The organism is Tolypothrix sp. PCC 7712 (genome assembly GCF_025860405.1).
In the GTDB taxonomy this organism is placed as follows: domain Bacteria; phylum Cyanobacteriota; class Cyanobacteriia; order Cyanobacteriales; family Nostocaceae; genus Aulosira; species Aulosira diplosiphon.
Genome location: NZ_CP063785.1, coordinates 78885 through 101274 on the forward strand (window position 1 = coordinate 78885; position 22390 = coordinate 101274).

The 22390-nt window shown below is 41.5% G+C and carries 17 protein-coding genes and 1 CRISPR repeat array; of the genes, 5 read left to right on the plus strand and 12 right to left on the minus strand.

Annotated elements, in window-relative coordinates; genetic code table 11:
- Window positions 1–37 precede the first annotated feature (37 nt).
- The 4 genes from hisIE (at window position 38) to HGR01_RS00330 (ending at window position 2072) form a co-directional block, all read left to right on the plus strand.
- Window positions 38–688, plus strand: coding sequence for a bifunctional phosphoribosyl-AMP cyclohydrolase/phosphoribosyl-ATP diphosphatase HisIE (gene hisIE / locus HGR01_RS00315; RefSeq protein WP_045867779.1), 651 nt, complete (start codon window positions 38–40; stop codon window positions 686–688).
- A gap of 47 nt (window positions 689–735) precedes the next feature.
- A complete protein-coding gene (locus tag HGR01_RS00320; protein WP_045867780.1) occupies window positions 736–1317 on the plus strand; it encodes a Uma2 family endonuclease in 582 nt (193 codons plus the stop codon).
- A gap of 133 nt (window positions 1318–1450) precedes the next feature.
- Window positions 1451–1693, plus strand: a complete 243-nt coding sequence (locus tag HGR01_RS00325) for a hypothetical protein (RefSeq protein ID WP_045867781.1) — start codon at window positions 1451–1453, stop codon at window positions 1691–1693.
- Window positions 1686–2072 (plus strand): type II toxin-antitoxin system RelE family toxin, encoded by a 387-nt coding sequence (locus tag HGR01_RS00330; protein ID WP_045867782.1) that lies wholly within the window; start codon window positions 1686–1688, stop codon window positions 2070–2072. Before HGR01_RS00325 ends, HGR01_RS00330 begins: the two co-directional genes overlap by 8 nt.
- A gap of 76 nt (window positions 2073–2148) precedes the next feature.
- Here HGR01_RS00330 and HGR01_RS00335 read toward each other — a convergent pair whose 3' ends face one another.
- Entirely contained in the window at window positions 2149–4212 is a 2064-nt protein-coding gene (locus HGR01_RS00335) for a ShlB/FhaC/HecB family hemolysin secretion/activation protein (protein ID WP_081583873.1), read from the minus strand.
- A gap of 341 nt (window positions 4213–4553) precedes the next feature.
- On the opposite strand from HGR01_RS00335, the gene HGR01_RS00340 reads away from it, so the two are divergent.
- Window positions 4554–9647, plus strand: coding sequence for a CHAT domain-containing protein (locus HGR01_RS00340; protein WP_045867783.1), 5094 nt, complete (start codon window positions 4554–4556; stop codon window positions 9645–9647).
- A gap of 748 nt (window positions 9648–10395) precedes the next feature.
- On the opposite strand, the gene HGR01_RS00345 is transcribed toward HGR01_RS00340, so the two are convergent.
- From HGR01_RS00345 to HGR01_RS00395, 11 genes are all read right to left on the minus strand, one after another.
- Window positions 10396–12039, minus strand: coding sequence for an acetolactate synthase large subunit (locus HGR01_RS00345; RefSeq protein ID WP_045867784.1), 1644 nt, complete (start codon window positions 12037–12039; stop codon window positions 10396–10398).
- A 93-nt stretch (window positions 12040–12132) separates the two neighbouring features.
- Window positions 12133–13500, minus strand: a complete 1368-nt coding sequence (locus HGR01_RS00350) for an NAD-dependent succinate-semialdehyde dehydrogenase (RefSeq protein WP_045867785.1) — start codon at window positions 13498–13500, stop codon at window positions 12133–12135.
- Window positions 13501–13742: 242 nt separating this feature from the next.
- Entirely contained in the window at window positions 13743–14894 is a 1152-nt protein-coding gene (cas6, locus tag HGR01_RS00355) for a CRISPR-associated endoribonuclease Cas6 (RefSeq protein ID WP_045867786.1), read from the minus strand.
- A gap of 32 nt (window positions 14895–14926) precedes the next feature.
- The gene (locus HGR01_RS00360) at window positions 14927–15100 is read right to left on the minus strand and encodes a hypothetical protein (RefSeq protein ID WP_155538932.1); all 174 of its coding nucleotides are present in this window, start codon (window positions 15098–15100) and stop codon (window positions 14927–14929) included.
- 658 nt (window positions 15101–15758) lie between these two features.
- A CRISPR array of direct repeats spans window positions 15759–16243; the repeat unit is 36 nt; unit sequence GTTTCCATCCCCTTGCGGGGTAGGTGTAAGCGTAAC.
- A 382-nt stretch (window positions 16244–16625) separates the two neighbouring features.
- On the minus strand, window positions 16626–17270 hold the full coding sequence (locus HGR01_RS00365; RefSeq protein WP_045867787.1) for a hypothetical protein: 645 nt from the start codon (window positions 17268–17270) through the stop codon (window positions 16626–16628).
- A gap of 3 nt (window positions 17271–17273) precedes the next feature.
- Window positions 17274–18326: an RAMP superfamily CRISPR-associated protein gene (locus HGR01_RS00370; RefSeq protein WP_045867788.1), complete on the minus strand. Its 1053-nt coding sequence runs from the start codon at window positions 18324–18326 to the stop codon at window positions 17274–17276.
- Between the two features lie 2 nt (window positions 18327–18328).
- Complete coding sequence (locus tag HGR01_RS00375; protein WP_045867789.1) at window positions 18329–18772, minus strand: hypothetical protein; 444 nt, start codon at window positions 18770–18772, stop codon at window positions 18329–18331.
- Complete coding sequence (locus tag HGR01_RS00380) at window positions 18769–19725, minus strand: RAMP superfamily CRISPR-associated protein (RefSeq protein ID WP_045867790.1); 957 nt, start codon at window positions 19723–19725, stop codon at window positions 18769–18771. The genes HGR01_RS00375 and HGR01_RS00380 overlap by 4 nt, the downstream gene beginning before the upstream one ends.
- A gap of 30 nt (window positions 19726–19755) precedes the next feature.
- On the minus strand, window positions 19756–20376 hold the full coding sequence (locus tag HGR01_RS00385; RefSeq protein WP_045867791.1) for a hypothetical protein: 621 nt from the start codon (window positions 20374–20376) through the stop codon (window positions 19756–19758).
- A 2-nt stretch (window positions 20377–20378) separates the two neighbouring features.
- Complete coding sequence (csx7, locus tag HGR01_RS00390) at window positions 20379–21242, minus strand: CRISPR-associated RAMP protein Csx7 (RefSeq protein ID WP_045867792.1); 864 nt, start codon at window positions 21240–21242, stop codon at window positions 20379–20381.
- Between the two features lie 6 nt (window positions 21243–21248).
- Window positions 21249–22385 (minus strand): putative CRISPR-associated protein, encoded by a 1137-nt coding sequence (locus HGR01_RS00395; protein ID WP_045867793.1) that lies wholly within the window; start codon window positions 22383–22385, stop codon window positions 21249–21251.
- Window positions 22386–22390 lie beyond the last annotated feature (5 nt).

Here is a 22390-nt window from a genome sequence, read left to right on the forward strand (position 1 = left end):
AATCAAGGAATCGTTCTCACGCAAAAAATTAGCTGGTATGTTCTCTAAAGAACCGCATTCACTACACAACGCCATCCCCGTTGAAAAAATTCGTTATGACGAACAAGGTCTAGTACCGGCAATAGTTCAAGATTATCTTGATGGCACTGTCTTGATGATGGCGTGGATGAATCGGGAGTCTTTACAAAAAACTTTAGAAACCGGAGAAACTTGGTTTTGGAGTCGATCGCGTCAAGAATTGTGGCATAAAGGGGCGACTTCTGGTCATCTGCAAAAAGTGCAAAGTATCCGTTATGACTGCGATAGTGATGCACTCCTCATTGGCATAGAACAGATAGGAGATATTGCTTGCCATACAGGAGAGCGCAGTTGCTTCCATCAAATAGATGGGCAAATAGTAGCCCCACCAGGCGATACATTGTCACAATTATTTCAAGTAATCTGCGATCGCCGTGACAATCCTACGGAGAGTTCCTACACCTGCAAGTTATTTGCTGGCGGTGATAACAAGATTTTGAAAAAAATAGGTGAAGAAACTGCTGAGGTTGTCATGGCATTTAAGGATGATGATGCCGATGCGATCGCAGGTGAAGTTGCAGATTTGCTCTATCATACTTTGGTCGCTTTAGCACATCATAAAGTTGATGTCAAAGCCGTTTATCGGAAGTTGCAAGAACGGCGGAAATGAAGGGGTAAAGCAGTTGAAAACCTCCTACCTGGATTTGTAGAACTGACATGGTTGCTCAACCTGAGACAAAACACTACACCGTTGAAGAGTACCTGGAACTCGAAGTTGCCTCCGACATCCGCAACGAATATCGCTATGGAGAGATTACCCCTATGACGTGTGGAACCCCAGACCATAATGATATTGCCAGCAACCTTGTGGCTATCCTGAAAGGAGGATTGCGGGGAAAGCCATACCGTGTATTTATCCTGGATCAGCGACTCTGGATTCCCGGTACAAATCTCTATACTTACCCTGATGCGATGGTTCTGCCCAAACCCTTAGAACTTCAAACTGGACGCAAAGATACTGTCGTAAATCCCTGCTTTATCGCTGAAGTGTTGTCTAAATCTACCCAAAACTATGACCGTGGCGAGAAATTCGTTGCCTATCGTAAAATTCCTACCTTCCAAGAATACCTGCTGATCGATCAATATTGCATACACGTTGAGCATCATGTCAAAACAGGCGCTCATCAGTGGCTATTTTCAGAATACGATGACCCAAATGTCACCCTTTCTTTAAGTACCTTTGAGTTGCAAATTCAAATTGCAGAACTTTACGAAAATATTGATTTTTCAAACGTTTAAGTTGAAAGGCTAAAACATAAATAGAACAAGTGATTGAAGCTGAAGCAGCGATCGCAAAAACTTGAATAAACCAGCAACTTGAAGCATTAGGCATCACCCTAACTGCTACGACTTAAATTATCTGGGAGTAATTATGAAAGCACTTAAAGTCATGGCAACGATTAACGATCAGGGACAACTAACTTTAGATCACCCGCTTTTAACTGATAAAAATAGCCGAGTAGAAGTCATTGTGCTAATCCCTGATGAAGAAGTTGTTCTGGATGATCAATCTCAAGCAGAAGTTTTAGCAGATTTTCGGCAAGCGTGGCACGAAGCCATGACTGGGCAAACTATCCCGGTGGCTCAAATGTGGGAAGGGCTAGAAGATGGTTGATCGGCCTTTGATTCAAGTTGACGCTTCGCTAACATTCAACCGAAATATACGCACTCTTGCTAAGAAATATCGCAGTATTAGAAATGATATACAACCTGTTATCGAACAACTTCAGCAGGGAGAGTTACCAGGAGATCAAATACCTGGTGTTGGTTATACAGTCTTCAAGTTGAGAGTCCGAAATAGCGACACTCAAAAAGGTAAAAGTGGTGGCTATCGTTTAATTTACTACGTCAAAACAGCAACAGGAATCATTTTACTGACCATTTACACAAAATCTGAACAAGTCGATATCGCCGCAGATGACATTCAGAGCATCATTACAGACTATGAGCAACGGACTCTCACCGAGCAAGATGATATCTCAGACAATAGCTAGAAATTGCTAAAACAAGAGTAGAACTGTCGATTGAAGCTGAAGAAGCGATCGCAACAGCTTTATTGATCCGAGACTTTTAAGGTTGATAGCGGATACTAAAGTAAAACCCATCATCTTGAGCATTATTACCGCGATCGCTTAAATCTACAAAGGGGATGCCATAATCTAGGCGCATGGTTAATTTATCAATGCCCAAGGCTTGATTCCACAATAGCCCTAAGCCGGCACTGGCTAAAAATGTTTGATTGGGTAGCTTATTGGGATTGTCTGATTGATTCCAAACAGCGCCTAAATCAACAAACGGTATCACCTGTAGGGTGGATAATCCGGCTTTATTGCGTTGCACTGTAATTCTGTCTTCAATTGCAAAACGGAATCCATTATCGCCAGAACGGACATTTTGCCGATAGCCGCGCACAGATTGTCCGCCACCAATGACGAATTGCTGGGAAGGTAACAAACTATCTGGTGTGAGTTGCAAGTCTGCTTGGACAATTAATAGATGATCGTTATTTAGCTGCTGTACGCGCTGGATTTGACCTAGCCAACTGAAAAAACGACTATCAGGAATGGGATCACTATTAATCGTGGCATCAAATAAACCAGTGCCTAAACTAAACTGCGATTGTAACAGCCAAGCGCCGCGCGGGTCGCGTCGGACATAATCTTGGCTAAACTTAAATACACTGGTACGACTAACGCCATTAGCATCAGGGCCGATACCAAAGGGAGTGGGAAGTTGATCGAAGAGAAAAGTTTGCCCATCTTCATAAGTAAAGCCGAAAGACAAGGCAAATTCTTCTTTAGGTGATCGCATTAACGGCTGACGATAACTAATTTCATAAACATCTTGATCGCCTTTGATCCCAAACTGGTCAAAAGGTGGCTGGGTAATTTCGTTGCGATTGGGTGCAACTCGCAGGCGTAACTTCCCATCCATCGCATTTAGGGGAATTTGATAGCTAAAATCAAAGCGATCGGAACCACCTGTCAGGGTGCGATAATAAGCACCTGCGATTTCATCTCCTATCCCAGTTAAGTTGCGGTGAAGTAGTTGGATTCCTAACCTTTCTGAACCAATACTAGGCGGTGAATAGTTATCGATACTGAAGCTGCTGACAAAAGGATTGGCTTCATCAACCCTGACGATAAGAATACTTTCACCAACTTTTCCCGTAGGGCGCAGGCTGGCTTCTACATTATTAAATAGTGGATCGAGTCGCAGTAACTTGAGCTTTTCTTCTAGCTTAATTGTATTTAAGGGAATCTCTGCACCTAATTGAATGCGATCGCGCACATATCCAGGATTTAAGCGCTTTGTTCCTTGCACCTCAATTTCTGACAACCGCCCTTCAATAATGCGAATTACCGCCACACCATCTGTATTTCCAGCCTGTTGCGTTACGGGAATCGCCCGGGAATTTATATAGTTATTGTTCAGATAAAGCTGAGTCACAGCATCAGCAGCTTTCCGCAATTCCTCTACTGTTAATTCCCGCCCTTCAAATGGCTGAACAACCTGATTTAATTGTTGTTCTGTAAATACGGTGCTATCTACAACATTAATTTTGCGGACGAAAAATCTCTCAGGAGTTGTTGGTGTGACTGCTGGTGGCGGGTTGGGGGGGCTAAATTCCGGCGGGGTAGTTTCTGGCGGTTGGGGGGTTGGGGATTGGGTAATTGGTAATTGGTAATTGGTAATTGGTAATTGGTAATTGGGTTTTGACTCAGGACTCAGGACTTTTGACTCAGCACTGTTTTGAAACTCAGGACTCAGGACTTTTAACTCAGCACTGCTTTGAGACTCAGGACTGTTTTGCGACTCGGAACTCAGTACTTTTAACTCAGTACTGGTTTGGTTGGCTGTGGCTTTCAAGCCTGTGATGGCAAGTATTCCAATTAAATGCAGAATGAATAAACTGCTTTTAAAACCAAAACTTTGATACAAGAATGATATAAAAAATTTCCTATTAACAATATAGTTAAAAGCTTGATGGACGGTAGCTAAAAACTGCCGTTGATATCGACATTTTATTGATTTCTTGCGGATACTTCCCAAAGCATCAATTTTTTGATATATTTTCTTACTTTGCGGAATTAAAATTTCAGAATTAAGATTATTTTTTATACTTTTTTTCATTTCACTATACTGAAATGGATGATGTATAAAGTTCTCAGTTATTAGGTATAAGCTATCAGTTTCATTGGCAATATAACGCCTTCTCAAACAAACTGCAGAAGGCGCTATAGCTTTGTAAAACTGCACTATACGCTTAATTACTGTTTACTTAGTTAAACACCTGGCTAGTTGAGATTCCGGAAAATTGTTTTAGCCACAGTAATATTTAAATATCATATTTTTGCCAGTCATATTCAAAAAAATTAATATATTTAATTACATTTAACACTGCAAAATTCTCAGTGATATCCGATAGGATAAATATGCTGGTCAGAGATTAGAAATTGCGTTGGAGAACTTCCATGTCACTGCCGATTTCCATTGTCATTACGAATTACAATCGGGAGCATTTTCTAGGAGAGGCGATCGCCAGCGTCCTGAGGCAGACATGGCGAGATTTTGAGTTACTCGTGTGGGATGATGGCTCTACAGATAATTCCCTTGCGATCGCGCAAAAATATGCGGGGCAAGATAGGCGAGTGCGGGTAGTAGCAGCACCCCATCAGGGAGTAACTGCGGCACGACGAGATGCGATCGCTCAAACTACAGGAACCTACATCGGCTGGGTAGATAGTGACGACTATTTAGCACCAACCGCCTTGGAAAAAACCGTTACTATCCTCAACCGTCAGCCAGAAGTCGGCTTTGTATACACCGATTATCTAGATGTTGACGACAAGAGTAAAGTTATTAGATATGGTCGGCGCAGTTTGATTCCCTACTCTCAAGAACGACTGCTAGTCGATTTCATGACTTTTCAATTCCGCCTAATTCGTCGTTCTATTTATGACTTAGTAGATGGGTTCAATGGTTCCCCGGATTACGCGGAAGACTACGATTTATGTTTGCGGCTTTCGGAAGTTACTCAAGTTGCACATATTCAGCAGCCACTTTACTATTACCGCCACCACGCTGGGAATATCACCAAACAAGCCCAGCTAGAACTGCTGTTATGTTCTCAACAAGTTATTGCCCAAGCATTGCAACGGCGAGGACTAGCTGATAAATATCAAATCGATGTCGAACTTTCCACAGGGCACTTTTTCTTGCGTCACAAGCAAGTAGAGGGCAGGAGGCAGGGGGCAGAAGGCAGGAGGCAGAAGGTAAGAGAACATAATTCCTCTCAAGTCCGCAAACATTTACTCAAAGCCCAGCCGCTTTGCGCCGGGATTCTTCCCTTATTTGCAACTCTCTCTGCTATTACAGCCCAAGCTCAACAAATTATACCTGCTAATGATGGTACAAATACCATCGTTACCCCTAATGGTAACAGGCTAGATATTACTGGTGGTCAGACTTCAAGTGATGGTGCTAACCTATTCCACAGCTTTCAACAGTTTGGTTTAACACCAGAACAAATTGCGAACTTCCAAGCCAATCCTAATCTGCAAAACATTTTAGGTAGGGTGACAGGTGGTAATGCTTCCATTATCAATGGCTTAATTCAGGTAACAGGGGGAACTGCTAACCTTTACTTGATGAATCCCGCCGGATTTGTTTTTGGGCCGAATGCTAGCTTAAATGTTCCTGGTGCGTTCACCGCCACCACCGCCAACGGAATTGCTTTTGGTGATAGTTGGTTTAATGCTAGTGGTGCGACGAATAACTACTCCGTTTTAGTTGGTAATCCCACAGGTTTTGCCTTTACCATGAGCCAGCCAGGAGCTATATTAAATGCTGGTAATTTGGCTGTGGCTGATGGGCAAAGTTTGAGCCTTTTGGGTGGAACAGTGGTAAATACCGGCACTCTTACAGCACCATCTGGGCAAATTTTGGTGACATCTGTACCAGGGGAAAATTGGGTACGCCTTAGCCAGCCTGGTAATTTGTTAAGTCTGGAAATTCAACCTTCAGCGGCTAATAGTAATCAACCAAATAACTGGACAATCCCCATTCCCTCTCTACCGGAATTACTCACTGTTGGGAATACAGGTTTAACGGCTAACCCTGATGGAACAGTGAAACTTTCAGCTTCTAACACAACTATCCCCACAACACCCGGTACAACCATTGTGTCTGGGAAAGTTGATGCTTCTGGTTCCACAGGCGGGAAGGTGAATATTTTAGGTCAACAAGTCGGTTTAGTTGATGCCAATATTAACGCCTCTGGAAATAATGGTGGCGGTACAGTCTTGATTGGTGGAGATTATCAAGGTCAGGGTACTGTACCAACTGCGACTAACACTTATGTTGATAGTAAATCGGTAATCGCTGCCGATAGTAACCTCAATGGCGATGGGGGAAGGGTAATTGTTTGGGGTAATGACACCACCCAATTCCTCGGTAAAATTACAGCGCGTGGTGGGGCGAATAGTGGTAATGGTGGTTTTGTGGAAGTATCGGGTAAAAATTTCCTCACCTACAATGGTCAGGTAGATACTTCCGCAACTAATGGTACATTGGGGACTTTGTTACTCGACCCCAGCACCTTAAGAATTATTGATGCCGCCGCAGGTGGTACTTTTGATGGGACACCGAGTAGTATTCCTTTTGGATTGGCTGATAATGGTGCGAATACTATTTCTTGGGGTGCGTTAAGTACTGCTGGTGCCAATATTGATTTACAGGCGACAGGAAATATTACTATTGACCCCATTACAGGGAATACACCTGGAGTCACAACTGCTGCTGGTGTAGCGACACTAAATTTAGGCGGTGCAGGTAGTTTCCGGCTAACTTCACAAAATGGTGCTGTTACCTTTGCCAATACCAGCAACACCATCAATACTACTGGAGGCGATATCTTTATCTCCGGCGCGAGTTTATCACTAGGGAATCTCAACACTACAGGTAACTTTGCTCCTAGCGGTGATGTGAATTTATCTGCAACAGGTAACATTACTGCGGGCAATATTAACACTAGTGGCTTTGTGTTTGGGGGTGAAGGCTACGGTGGTGGCTATAACGGAGGTAATATTACTGCTACTAGTAGCGGGGGTGCGATTACCCTGGGAAATCTTAGCACCAATATCAGTGCCGTGACTGGGGGTCAGGCGGGGACTTTAAATTTAACTGCTGTTGGTAATATCAATACAGGTAATATTAATACCTCCGCAACTGGAGGTTTCCAGTCAGGTACAGGTGGAACCGTTCAAGCAACTAGTAGTGGAGGTAGTATCACGACAGGCGCAATTAACTCATCTGTAACCAAAACCGGGCAGAGTGGCAATTATACGGCGACATCTGGTGCAGTGAACTTAACTGCTGCGGCTAATATTACGACTGGTGCAATTAATTCCTCAGCTACCGCATTGAATGTTGATGGTGATGCAACGGCTACAGGTGGAAACGTCACTCTCAGGACAACCAATCCTTTTGGTAGCACAATTACCTTTACTACAATCAACAGCCAAGCGACGACGGAACCAGGAGGTACTGTAACTGGCGGTGATGTCCAAGTCCTAACTAATGGGCTGGTGCGAGGAACAGGTACTCTACTAGGAAATACCATCGCAACTGGTGGCATTATTAATGCTGGAGAAGGCGGTACTAGTAGCTCTGCACCACCTATCGGCGGTAATATTACAATTCAACATGATGGCGGCCCTGATAATGTGCCGTTTACCGTAGGGAATGCTAGCGTCAACGGTACAGCAGGCGCACTCAACGCCGGGGGAACTTCCATCATTAATGCAGGTAGCTTGAGTGCGCCTGTATTACCCAACGGCGGCGCAGCTAGCGGCACTCCCGCCGGGATTACAATTAATTCTGTCAACACTCCCCCAACATTAACAGCCAACACCACATTACCTAATACCCAAATTAATCAATCGGTAGCTGTTAATTTTGGTAGTTTAGGCGCAGTAGTTACCGATGCTAACAACGACAACACCACCATTCGCATTGATGCAGTCAATTCTGGTACTTTAACCGTTAATGGTGCTGCTGTTGTTCCTGGTGTGACTACAGTATCAAGCGGTTCTAACTTAGTTTACACACCCCCAACAGATACTACTGGTTCGCTCAATGCCTTTACCATTCGCGCCAGTGATGGTGTTTCTACTTCCACACCTGTACAGATAGGTATCAACGTCACCCAGACAAATAAGCCAGATATTCCTGTGTGTAATTTCAATTGTCTACCAACAAAAGTTGATGAGCCTGTCAATAATAATGGTGGTGGCAAAGATCCAAAAGTTGGCGAAGAACTTCCAGAAGATAAATTCACTGGGGAATTTGAGCAACGTTTAGGTGTCGGTGGTACTACACTCAAATCACCCGATGATGCCAAAGAAATAGCTATTGAAATTGAAAAAGCCACTGGTGTAAAGCCGGCATTTATTTACCTCAGTTTTGTACCTGTAGAAATTGCACCTGCTTCAGCTAATAAACAGCTAAATACTACAGCCGAAACAGATAATGAACAACTGGAAATAGTAGTAATTACAGGCAAGGGTAATCCCATCCGCAAACGCATTCCTGAAGCGACAAAAACCAAAGTTCTCAAAACAGCTAATCAATTCCGCCAAGAAATTATTAATCCAAGCAATAACCTTTATTTGCGGCCATCTCACCAACTTTATAATTGGATAATTGCCCCAATCAATGCAGAATTGCAAACACAAGGAATCACAAATTTAGTATTTCTCCCAGACATTGGTTTACGTTCTGCACCAATGGCAGCGCTTCACGATGGTAAAAGCTTTTTGGTAGAAAAATATAGTGTGGGTTTAATGCCCAGTCTCAGTTTAACTAACACTCTGTATACAGATATTAAAAAATCCCAAGTTTTAGCTTTAGGTGTTTCCCAAAGTACCCAAGGACAAGAACCTTTGCCAGCAGTTCCAGTGGAAATATCAACATTAGTGACGAAACTATGGCAAGGTAAGTTACTGTTAGATAAACAAGCAACTTTAGCTAATCTCAAAGCAGTTCGTCGTCAAGAACCTTTTGGGATTATCCACATGGCTACCCATGCAGACTTTGAGCCAGGTACTTTGAATAAATCCTATATTCAATTGTGGGAAGATAAACTACGTTTAGACCAAATCCGGCAATTACGCTTAAACGACCCCCAAGTTGAGATGATGGTATTAAGTGCTTGTCGCACTGCGATAGGAAACGAAGAAGCAGAGATTGGGTTTGCTGGTTTAGCTGTACTGGCTGGTGTCAAAACTAGTGTTGCGAGTCTGTGGTACGTCAGCGATTTAGGTACAGCCGCCTTAATGACGAAGTTCTACGAAAGCTTGAAAACCGCACCTATTCGCGCCGAAGCTTTAAGACAAGCACAAGTAGCGATGGCTACAGGCAAAGTTTTCGTCAAAAATGGTCAAATTCAAGGTTTAGAACCTGTGACAAGTTTGCCTTTACCTGCTGAAAGTATCGATGAACAAGATAAATCCCTGTCTCATCCTTATTATTGGGCAGCATTTACAATGGTGGGTAATCCCTGGTAAGGGTGATTATTAGGCAATACAGTTCAGATAAGTTCATTAGTGATTGATTTGTCAGTTGTGGAAACAGCTAGCTCAATTGGGGGATTCTCCCCCAAACCCCCTCCAAAATTATTGTTGAGTTTTTTGTTGAATAATACCAATTCCAATAATGTTTGCAACAGATACATTCTTTGTAGGGGCACGGCATCTACAATCTTTTGGTATATGAAATATCTTACAGGTGCCGTGCCCCCACCCATCTGTCGCGTTCTTTTTTCAAAATGGTATAACTAGTTTTTTGGTTTTGTTGTCAATTATTTTTCTTAACTGAACTGTATTACATGATTAGGTGTAATTTCACTGAACTTTATAGAGATTTAGATACCCAAATTTTTTAAAAAGTCGGGTATCTGGGCATTTTTATATTGTTGGCGGTGCGTTAGGCTGAAGCCGTAACGCACCCTACTGGCATGGCAAGCCTTAAATGTTGCAATAAAGATTAATTTTATCCGCGTTTATCAGCGTTTATCTGCGGTTAATTTTTTCTAATCTAACGCACTATTTTAGTCTAGACACGCCACTACTGGCGTGGCAAGGCTAAAATGTTGCAATAATTTTTCTTGTGGGGTGGACATCTTGTCCGCCCCGGACGGGTAAGATGTCCACCCCACAAGAGTTTTTTTCATGGACTATTTTAGTCTTGTCAGTCCACTACTAGATTGAAACTATCCCAACAAGAAGATGTGCAATTTAGATGTGCACCAGAGGATTACAATTTGCAGCTTAATTCGCCGGCTTTTTGGGTGAAGCGGCGATTTTCACGATAGTCTACAGGACAATCGATAACTGCGGGGACATCTTGGGCTAAAGCTTCTTTAAGAACAGGAATTAAATCTGTCGCAGCTTCAACTCTGTAACCTTTTAAACCCATGCTTTCGGCTAATTTGACAAAGTCAGGATTACCAAAGCGGATAAAAGCTGACTGTCCTGGGCCAAAATGATTTTCTTGCTTCCACTCAATTAACCCATAGCCACCATCATTAAATATTAAGGTGACGAAGGGAGTACCGACGCGCAAAGCTGTTTCTAATTCCTGGCAATTCATCATAAAGCCTCCATCGCCAGTTGCAGCCACTACTTTGCGGTTGGGATAAACGAGTTTTGCAGCTAAAGCGCCAGGAATAGCAATTCCCATTGCTGCAAAGCCGTTGGAAATAATGCAAGTATTGGGGCTATGACAATGATAATGGCGGGCAATCCACATTTTATGTGCCCCTACATCCGAGATGACAATATCATCAGGGCCCATCACTTGCCGCAAGTCATAAATTAATTTTTGCGGTTTGATAGGAAAGCCATCATCATGGGCGTGTTCTTCGTAGTCGGCACGAATATTTGGTTTTAAGCTGATAGCGTAGGGATTGGGTTTATTTTGTCTATCGGCTAACTTTAAAATTTCAACCAGAGAATCAGAAATATCACCAATTACTTCTGCCTGGGGAATATAACTGCTATCAATTTCTGCGGAACTGAGGGCAATATGAATAACGGGAATTTGTCCGTCGGGATTCCATTTTTTTGGTGAAAATTCGATTAAATCGTAGCCAATAGCAATTACTAAATCTGTGTTATCAAAGCCGCAGGTAATAAAATCACGTTGCTGCAATCCCACTGACCATAAGGCTAAGTTATGAGTATAAGGAATCACGCCTTTACCCATAAAAGTATTAGCAACGGGAATATTTAGTTGGGTAGCAAATTGGGTAACTGCATCACTTGCTTGGGCGCGAATCGCTCCATTACCTACTAAGATTAATGGGTTTACTGCTTGGGAAATTGCCGCAGCAGCAGCGCGAATACTAGCAAACGATGCATAGGTTTTTTCAATTTTATCTTTACGCAAGGGTTTGCCTTCTACAGCCATAGCGGCAATATTTTCTGGTAAATCGATATGTACTGCACCTGGTTTTTCCGATTGCGATCGCTTAAAGGCTTTCCGGACGACTTCGGGTGTAATACTAGGGCGAACAATTTGCTTATTCCACTTAGTAACCGGGGCAAACATTGCCACTAAATCTAAATATTGATGGGATTCGATATGCATTCTATCGGTTCCCACTTGTCCGGTAATTGCTACTAGTGGCGCACCATCAAGGTTAGCATCTGCTACCCCAGTCATTAAATTAGTCGCCCCAGGGCCAAGGGTAGAAAGACAAACCCCAGCTTTCCCAGTTAAGCGTCCATAGACATCTGCCATGAATGCTGCACCCTGTTCGTGACGGGTAGTAATAAATTTAATGGAAGATGTTTTTAAAGCCTCTAAAACATGGAGGTTTTCTTCACCAGGAAGCCCAAAAAGATATTCTACACCTTCATTTTCTAAACACTTTACTAATAACTCTGCTGTATTCATTTTGTTTCCTCAATATTGTTGTTTGCCATTTGTCATTCGTCATTCGTCAAAAAACAAATGACAAATGACAAATGACCAATGACTAATGACTAACTATTTAACCCACACAGTTTTAACATTGACAAACTCATGTATTCCCTGAATGCTCAATTCTCTACCATACCCAGAACGTTTGATACCGCCGAAAGGTAGGCGGGGGTCGGATTTCACCATTCCGTTAATAAATACTGCGCCAGCGTCAATTTCTGTAACTAAGCGATCGCGTTCTTGGGCGTTGGTTGTCCAAGCGCTTGCGCCTAAGCCAAAGGGTGTGGCGTTAGCAAGTTTAATGGCTGCGTCAATATCGGGAACACGGAATAATAAGGCTACTGGCCCAAAAAATTCTTCTTGGGCGATCGCACTATCTTGGGGAATATCTATGATGATGGTGGGTGGATAAAAGTTACCAGGACGATCGGCTAAAAGTTGTCCGCCTGTGAGGACTTTACCGCCGCTTTTAACGGCAGTTTGGACTTGTTGGTCTAATTCCTGGAGAATATCAGGAGTTGCCAATGGGCCTAAGTCGGTGTCTAGTTGCATGGGATCGCCAACTTTTAAAGCCAGAAATTTATCTAACAACAGTTTTTCAAATTTATCAGCGATCGCTTCTGCAACAATGAAACGTTTCGCTGCTATACATGATTGCCCGCTATTCAACATTCGTGCTGTAGTAGCTGTGACAACTGCTGTCTCTATATCAGCACTCTCTAACACGATGAATGGATCGCTTCCACCCAATTCTAGGACTGTTTTTTTAATTTGTTTACCTGCCGCAGCTGCTAAGGATGCACCAGCAGGTTCACTTCCGGTTAAGGTAGCAGCTTTGACTCTCTCATCAGCCATCAAATCGGCTACTTTCGCTGCACCGATTAATAGTGTTTGAAAAGCACCTTCAGGAAACCCAGCGCGGCGAATAATATCTTCAATTGCTAAGGCACATTGCGGTACATTAGATGCGTGTTTAAGTAAACCAACATTACCCGCCATTAGTGCTGGCGCAGCAAAGCGAAACACTTGCCAGAAAGGGAAATTCCACGGCATCACGGCGAGAATTACACCTAATGGCTGGTAACGCACAAAACTCTGACTGGCATCGGTTTTTACAGAAACATCAGCTAAGAAATCAGCCGCATTTTCTGCATAGTAGCGACAGACAGCCGCACATTTTTCCGCTTCTGCGATCGCAGCTTTTAAAGGCTTACCCATTTCCAGGGTCATTAACTTGCCAAATTCTGCCTTCTCTTGTTCTAAAATCTCAGCAGCTTTGATCAGCCATTGCGATCGCTCTCTAAAACTAGTTTTGCGGTAATGCTCAAAAGCCTCACCAGCTAAATCTAGCTTCGCAGCAATTTCTGTATCATTCAGCGCCTCAAAAGTCTTGATTGTCTCCCCAGTGGCAGGATTAATGGTGGCGATAGCCATTGCCTGACCTCCGTTTAAAATTAGCTTGAAGTAGCTCCTTAGTGTTACACATATCTTTTGAGGAAGCTACCATCTAAATTGTAGACTTTTAGCCAATATTTACTTTTGTAATGTTAAAGATTTGCAACTTAAAATGTCGCTAAATATACAGCTTAATTTAGTATTTATACTTGTTTAAAACCTAAATTTAACCGCATCACCAAAGTCTATCCCCCTCATCTCCCTCATCTCCCTCATCCCCCTCATCCCCCATCATCTTGCTTTAACGCCCTGCGCGCCAACTTAACGTAAGTTTTCACGGTAGTATAGGGCATTTCTAAATCTTCGGCTATTACTTGCAAAGATTCTCCCATTTCGCGCCTTGCCAAGATTGTCGCCCAGGTTGCAGCAATTTTATCAGTGCGATCGCCTCCTGTGCGTTTCCTTTGGGCGGTGAATATTTCTGTTAATTCTGCAATCCTCTCCCCCAGCAGATTTGTCAGTAACTGCGTGGGTGTAGTTGGTTCTGGTTCCAACCAATCTAAGCGCGTTTGTCCGAGTCCAAAGGTGGTTTTGTGTCCTGTACCGCAGTAAGGCGCAAGTCTCACTAAGGCATAAAACAAGCGGGTAAATTCTGTATTAGCTAAAGCAGCTTTACTCAAACCACAGGAAATCGCCCCTGTAAAGCCAGTCACGGAACCGCGTTTACCAGCCGCCACTTTTACCGATTCCAACCGATGCTGATGAATAATCACCCCTTCATCTATCCAATCGAGGAAAGCTTCTGTTTCTATGGGAATTCCCGAAAAGTCATTCCAACGGCGCAAATAGCTGTGGAAGAGATTTACAGGCACAGGAAGGGGGAAATGATGACCTTTGCGGCGGAAACTGGTAGGGGAAACAAAGCTGAGACTGACGTTAGTTTGTTTCTCCACAGATGACTGCAACAATTGGGCGTAGGTTGTGGGTGGATGAGCAATACTCACCTGTTTAATTTGCAAGGGCGCATCCCTTAAAGCTAAAGTTTGTGGCAGTTGGGTTAACCATTGACCCAGAAACTGCGCTACCCTCGGAGATAGGGCGTTAACGTGCCAGTGATAAGTCTGCTTTGCTTCTAGATGCAGCTGTCTACCAGTAGGAACGAGTTGACCTTCCAACGCTGAGATATTGAAAGGCTTTTCCGATTCGCCATCATGGAGATAAGCCGAGAGTTCCGGGTTGAATTGTCGTACTTGGTCAAGAAACCAAGCATGAAGCCCAATTGTATACTGCGAATATAGGGAAGTAGAACTAATAGCTTCAAGGTCAAACACCAATCCCAACAATTCTGTATCATCAGCCCACGTAGGAACAGAGGACTTAGTCACAGATTTGGACTTGGCTTTGCGAGTGGTAGATATTGCTGCTCTTGCCATCGCTGCTTGCTATGCAAATAATGTGGAATATTTTACTGTGGTTTCATCCCCTGTGGGGGACTAGGAACTGGGGATTGGGGATTGGGGTAATGGGTAATGGGTAATGGGTAATGGGTAATGGGAAGGAAAACTTGGCCCCTTAGCTGTTGACTATTATCCGTTAACCAAATTCTGATACCAATTATCCTTTCTGTGAAGCTGCACATATTTTAGATCCCCCAAAATCCCCCTTTTTAAGGGGGATTTTGATGATTGATTCCGGTTCCACCCTTAAAAAGGGGGGCTAGGGGGGATCTGATTCTATGCAGATCCATCAAGAATTGATATGAGTTTAAAATGTTATCTCTTGTGGTATTGATATTTATGTAATTTCCAGGCATTGGACATTGAATTAAAAATAAATAGGGATCAATTTCAACATAATTCGTAATTAGTTATTAACTCTACAATTGTTGAGTTATGTAAAGCAAAAATTAGGTTTTTACGCAGTCTGTAATTGCTGAAATTGTTTATTTTCAAGGGAATCAGCAAAATATTACAGATTGTAAAACAATCGCTCAATATTAGTGGTGATTATTTTTCTGTTTCAAAGAGAATTTATTTATGAATTAAAAATAAATTAGTTTTTTTGACTTTTTAGTGTAAAATTTATCCTTCCAATTCATGTTAGTTGCAAACTTTGCCGAATCGCATTGTTGCAGTCTGGTTGGCTGAATCTTTGATGCGAAAAATAATCATTCTCAGAAAAAGCGATCGCTCTTTTCAAACCTGAGTGTATGGGTGAATAATTCTCATAATCCCCTTACGGGGGAAGTGTAAGCGTAACAGTACAGATAAAACTAAAGTAATTGGTCATACTGCTGGGTTTCCATCCCCTTGCGGGGTAGGTGTAAGCATAACTAAGTCCGATACCGCTTGTTGGATATACAGCGATATGTTTCCATCCCCTTGTGGGGTAAGTGTAAGCGTAACCGTTCAAGCTTGGAAGGAAGCTGTTCATGCACAAATCGGGTTTCCATCCCCTTGCGGGGTAGGTGTAAGCGTAACTACTTGAAGAAACCGAAGGCTTCGACGGTGATATCCAGTTTCCATCCCCTTGCGGGGTAGGTGTAAGCGTAACAATCTTAGACCAGTGTTTAGCAATACCCCAGTCACCGTTTCCATCCCCTTGCGGGGTAGGTGTAAGCGTAACCCAGCACCCTATGCTCTGCAAATGGGATTGGGACGTAGGTTTCCATCCCCTTGCGGGGTAGGTGTAAGCGTAACCTGCCGACTATAACAGGATAAAGAGAGTCTGCCTAGGTAGCTATGTTGTTTCCATCCCCTTGCGGGGTAGGTGTAAGCGTAACCCCTCGATTTGAAACCCTTATCCTATATAGCTTCTAGAGGCGGTTTGCGGCCGATACTAATTTTATTGCTTTTCCGCCAGCAAAATATCCAGAAAAAATCTCTGAAAGCCTTACAGGATAAGCGAACGGCCGATTCCACGAAAAAATTAGGGTTTCAGCGATTTGGCGGATCGGCCGCAAAACCGCTTTTTCCTGTCCAGGGTAGTATGGAAATCTACCCCAGAAACACAATATATTTATTGAATTTTCAAGGTTCTGTGGTCTAAAAAAGCTAGAGAAAGCACTGAGGACTTTACAGTAACTTTGCAATGTAAATAACTTAATTCAATAACTTATCTTCGTCAAGCTTTACCTATAAAAAACTTTAAGCTCAAATACTGAGTTAACTTACACACTTTACACTTTTAATGCTGCCATCTTCTTTGAGAGACACAATTTTTACCTTAACCATCTGTCCTTCTTGCAAAGAACTGGCTTTTTTCGGTTCCTTCTCTGTTAACCTAATCGTCCCCAAAATTTCATAGGTGACTTTATTACTATTGATTTTGGTAACTTGAGCCTCGATAATTTGCTCAACTTGAAAGTCTTGCGCTTGAACCACTTTGGCAATTTCCACTTGACGCGCTGACTCAAGCACAGTGGTTTGAGGTGTAGCAATTTCCCCAATCGGGACACCAGCATCTTTGTAATAACGCATCAAGCGCGCTACCCAACCTAAAATTTGCAGCATGGTATGAGCATCGCTCACAGTTTTGAGATAATCGCTACAGGCTTTCTCGATACTGCGGTAATAATCGGTAGTTTTGCTGCTATGTCCAATGTGTTTACCGTTACTAACAAGGGTTTTCAGGTATTGGAAAAACCTAGAAGTTGCATTTTGCTGATTTACAGAAGCGCGCAGGTAAGCAACAGCTTTACCCAATTCGTTGATATCTGTATTATCTCTCACTAAAGTTTGAGCGATCGCATGGGCAATTTCCCACTGTGCATCCGTGAGAGATTCGGAAGATAATTCAGCTATTGTCATAATTTAGTACATTCCCGATGGTGGTTCGCGATCGGTGGGATAGCGTAAAATTGCAGCCAGTTCTTCTAATTGCGGTTTTTGAATCAAGCGTGAATGTGCTGCTTGAATTTTTTCTTTGATAAATTGTTGTAATTTTTCCCCAGTCAACTCATCAGATTGATTGAGATTATAAGCTGAATAACGCTGTTTCAGGTTTTGCGGTTGGTGGATTTTATCGATATTCACAGTCATTGTTCCCATCCCTATCGGTTTACCACCGCCAACTTTTAAAGCCATCGGATATTTAGCATCTTGTCCTAAGACAATTAATAAAGTACCTAATTCTTCGGCTGTCAGATTTTTAAAATGTAATTGAGTGGTGAAAATATATTCTCTACCAGCTTGTTGTACAGGAATTCCTGAATTTTGACCTTTATCAATTGCCTTGAAAGTATTATAATAAAACTTGCGTCCAGCAACTTTTCCTCTAATAAAATATGCCCCACGTTCATCAGGACGAGGACGATATAATGAGGGCATAAATCCTGTAGAAAAGCTGATATTTTCACACTTAGCATCGTTAAAATCTAGCAAACCTTGCCAATCTAAAGCACCAAAAACTCTACTCGCAGGACAAAGTTGTTCTTTGTGGCGACAAGGTAAGCGTTCTGGGGGGATTTTATCTCTATATCTATTAGTAATTACTGCTAAAGTACTATTAGTAATCGCCTCATAGACAGAGCGGATACAACCTTTCAGTGAACTACCTTGAATTGATAGCTTCTGGTCTACACCCTGTACCATTGTTTTAATCAGGGGAATTTTTTGACCGATATCGCTACCCATAACCACCACCCCTGTAGAGACATGAAGAGGAGTCTGCACTTTGAGGGTAAGATACAAAGTACCATGCAGGCGATCGCTAAAATATTTATGATGTCCAATTGGACGCTGTAAATTAGGGCGTTCAGTTGGAAAGGAAACGAATTCGTAAGGTTTTGGCGGAAGTTCTGGCGATGAACCCCCACCGCTAGAACGGTTAGGTGGTTGAGGTCTTGAGGGGCGATTTACTGTCATAATTATTGTTTAATTGTCAAAGCGACAAAGTGAACTGTAGAAGTTTGTTTATCGATAAAATAGCGTTGAGCAATATTTGATGCTTTCTCAGGAAATCCTTTCGGAAAACGGGTTTCTGTAGATGCATATAAATGAGCATTTCTGTCTTGCGTTTCCCATTTTTCACCCACAGGGCTAAAATCAGCATACTCACCAGCAACAGTTAAAAGCAGCACTTCATAACTATTTTTGCGCTTATACTTCCATCTCAATTCACAATTTTGATTAAACATTTGTCCTTCCAGCATCGGGAAGTCATCTTCTGTGGGTGCTTGTCTCCAATTATCGCTAACTTTATGAGTCCATCTCAGGAAGTAGTAACTAGGTTCAATTGCAAATTCTTGAATTAAATCGAGCAATTCTGCAACTGATAAAAGTTTTTCTTTTACACCAACAAAAGCCGTCATCTTGATACCCCTAATAAACCACTCCAAGATTTAACAGCACGTTCAAATAAATCTGTTACTGTACCATCTCGCCAAGTAAGTTGCACACCAAAACCTAAATCCATTGATGTTGCTGCTACTGGTGTATCTTGTCTATCTTCTGTACTATTTTCTTTTAGAAAACCATAGGTTCTTGCTTCATGGATTTCTAAAAATTCTCCCGCACCTAAGAGATAAGTATGGTTCCATTGTTTTTGACTACCAATAGCCTGAATTTGGCGTTTATCTTCCGATAAAACACAACCAGGATATTGCACAGTTGCTTGATTCAATTTCACCTGTACAGTACCCAAACCGCGAGATTTCGCAAACCCTAAACCAAACCAACCGTCATCTAAATCGCGCAAGACTAAACCAATTAAACCTAATTGGGAGAGAGTAAAGTTTTTAAGGTGAATTTTTGTTTTAAATTCCCCAGCCGTACAAACTTGATAATTAAAAGGCCCCACAGCTACTGAACCAAAAACCCTATCAATTGCGACACCATTCCGTTCTTCAATTTTCAGAGGCTGAGACTTATCTGGATAAGCATCTTCAATTCTCAATCTACTAGCAATGGAAGTATTACCAAATATTTGGTCAGTAAAACTAGATAATTTGTAAATATCTGGTGCTGATTTATTCTCCAGATAATTGTACTTATCGCTTAACGGATCGTTAGCCCAAGGTAATTTTTTAGAGTTAGGTTTATCTTCGCCTACAGTCCTAACAATTCTTTCAGCATGGGCGCGAATTGCACCTTTTAAACTACTTCCAGGTAAATATATAGAACGCCCACCAGCATGATATGTTTCCACAAATTCCATATCCGGCTTAGTCGGATCGGCTCCTTCCTTACCCGATTTAATCAACATCGGCCCGTCAGGAATTAGGGTTAAATCAATAGTACAATGGTTAACAAATCTTTTGTGCATAGGTATATTTAGTTGAAAAAATATTGCAAATTAAGCCGCTACTAAATTATTTAACTGTATTTCACATTGTTGAAATACAAAATTAACAGTAGCAAAAAGTTTATCTAGCTCTTGAATAGTATAGAAGGTGCTATTCCTGGTAAAAATTTCTCCTTCCAGCTTACCAAATTGCCAGCGGTCGCCATTAGAAACGATACCAAAAATCACTATTTGATATTCTCCATTCAGTCTTTGGGCTGCAATCATTTCTGCTAAACATTGCGCCCAACCAGTTTCAAAGTTATCTTGCTTGGCTTCTACTAAAATGAAATATGGCTTATCAAAAACAACTTTACCCAATGGGGAACGTTTAGCCAAAATATATTCAGGAAATCCAGATAATTTTTCGTCATAATTCAAGGATTGATGACTCCATAAAATAAACTTACTGCGGTAAGTCTTCCAAACTTCTTTGAGTATGGGATAAATCAGATTTTCACAGATAGCAAACTCTGAATTATCAACAACAGCATCCCGCATCATCAGTTCTAAATCTTCACGGAAATAGTCAGGAATAGTAAAAGCAAGTTCACTGACAAAATTAGCTTCGGTATAAGTGATTTGAAATGCTTTGAGAACTTCCCCAATAGTTTTGAAACTGCTGAAAGCCATATTTACCCTCCTGAAGGAATTGATTGGGTGGAATTTTCAGCTAACTTGTCACTCAAATGATTTATCAAATCCTGTGTCCAAGTATTTTTAAACGGCTTCCCATCTTCATAGATTGATGTATCACTAGTATCTTCATTTACCAATGTTTGCAAATATTTCAACAACTTTTCTGGGTTGTTGTCAACATCAATCCATGTCATTTTGTCAATATCTAGTTTAACCACACCCAAGCCACGCGATCGCCCTCCACCCAGAGGTATTTGTTCTGTCTCAAACTGATGTAACCCAATCATCAACAGTCCCAGTTCATAATCCTCAGCGTTTTCTACCACCGCTTTAAACTCAAACTGCGTTCCTGCTGGTACAACTTGAAAATCGTAGAGTTTCCCATCTGCTGCGGTTTCGGTGTCTCTATCAATAGCTACCCCATCTCTTTCTTGGTATTGTCCAAACCAAGTATCAGGGACTACAGTTAAATCTCTGACTTGGAATTTGCTAGCAATCCAGGGTGAACCAAATACCAGAGAAGTTAAATCTGTTTGCGCGATCAGTTCTTGAGTGAAAGCCTCATCGTTATAATAATCCTCTTTTAATTGTTTTATTGCCTGGGAAGTAATTGACCATTCGGCTTCTATAGCGGGATTTGCGGCTAAATTAGGATTGATACCTCTGAGAAAACTTTCGAGACGCGATCGCATTGCACCCTTAAAGCTAGAACCTGGTATTAATGGATTACCCAAGCTATCTTTAATTACAGGTAAATCTGAACCTATGGGTTCACTCGAACGACCTGCGCTAATGCGTAGTGCTGTAATTGTTGTGAGTTTACCTGTAATTTCTAAGCGATTTTTGAATGTGTCAAACATAATAATTTATCTGCTTTTAATTCCTTCACTTCGTTCAACATGAGCATGAGTACCGTAATATCGCAATGACAAATTACTCCCTACGATTTTGCAACTAACTCGGAGGCTGAGAGTAACGCGAAAATGGTCAATGACGGTATTTGTGTAAGTTTCTAGTTGTACACCACCATCACCTTTAAGCGGAGCTATATCACCATTATATTTAACAAGAAGATATGATACTTTAGCGATAGTTTCCTGCAATTTCAATCTTTCTTTTTTATCTGTTATCTTCTTGTAGTCTTTTTCAAAAGAAGTCTCATACTTTATTTTGGGGAAAATTAACAAATCTTCAGATAGAAAATCTTCTTTACTACGATTCCAAATTAATCTACCCCAGCTAGTTAATATTACTTTCTCATCAACTGCAAATATCAGAGTTTCTGGGATTCCCTGAAGTTCAGATATATTAATCCATGCTCCTTCTGCCATTAGTGCAAATTGAATAGGTTTAATCACTGAAATATCAATTTTGATAGGCAAACGAGGAATAGTAATAATTTCATTACTCCCTTCAAATATGTAAATAATACTATCGGAATAAAACATGCCAATAGTATTAACAAATCCTTGTATAGCCTTGAAACCACCTACTAAATTAAAGCAAATTTCATAGCCACTTTCTTTATAACCAGTAATTGTTTCTTCAAACCAATTTAAAAGTTCGTCAATTCCTTGTGTAAATGCCTCATCACTAGCGGTTGTAAAACCTGCTGGTGTGGTTATAGAAATATTTATTCCTTGTTTAATTAGAAATAGTTGTAAGATTTCTGAGGTCATTTTACTTTGATAAGTATCGCTAGAAATCAAAAAATGTACATCTTGCTTTCCTTGGTTTATTTGTTCTTGATACAATCCATAAATGCCGTTTAGCTCTGCACTAGCTTCTCTAATATTTAATATATTACCATCATATAATTTCTCCTCTGCTCTATTTTTTAGTTCTACAATAATATCAATAACATCCGGCTCATATTTTTGAATTTTATCCTCAGTCCAGTTAGCAGTCTTATCAATCATTACCTGCCAATTTTTTGGGTCTTTCAGGCGAATCTGGTTAGACAGTAAACTTGTGCCAACAGTTGATACAACGAAGCGGTGCATATTTA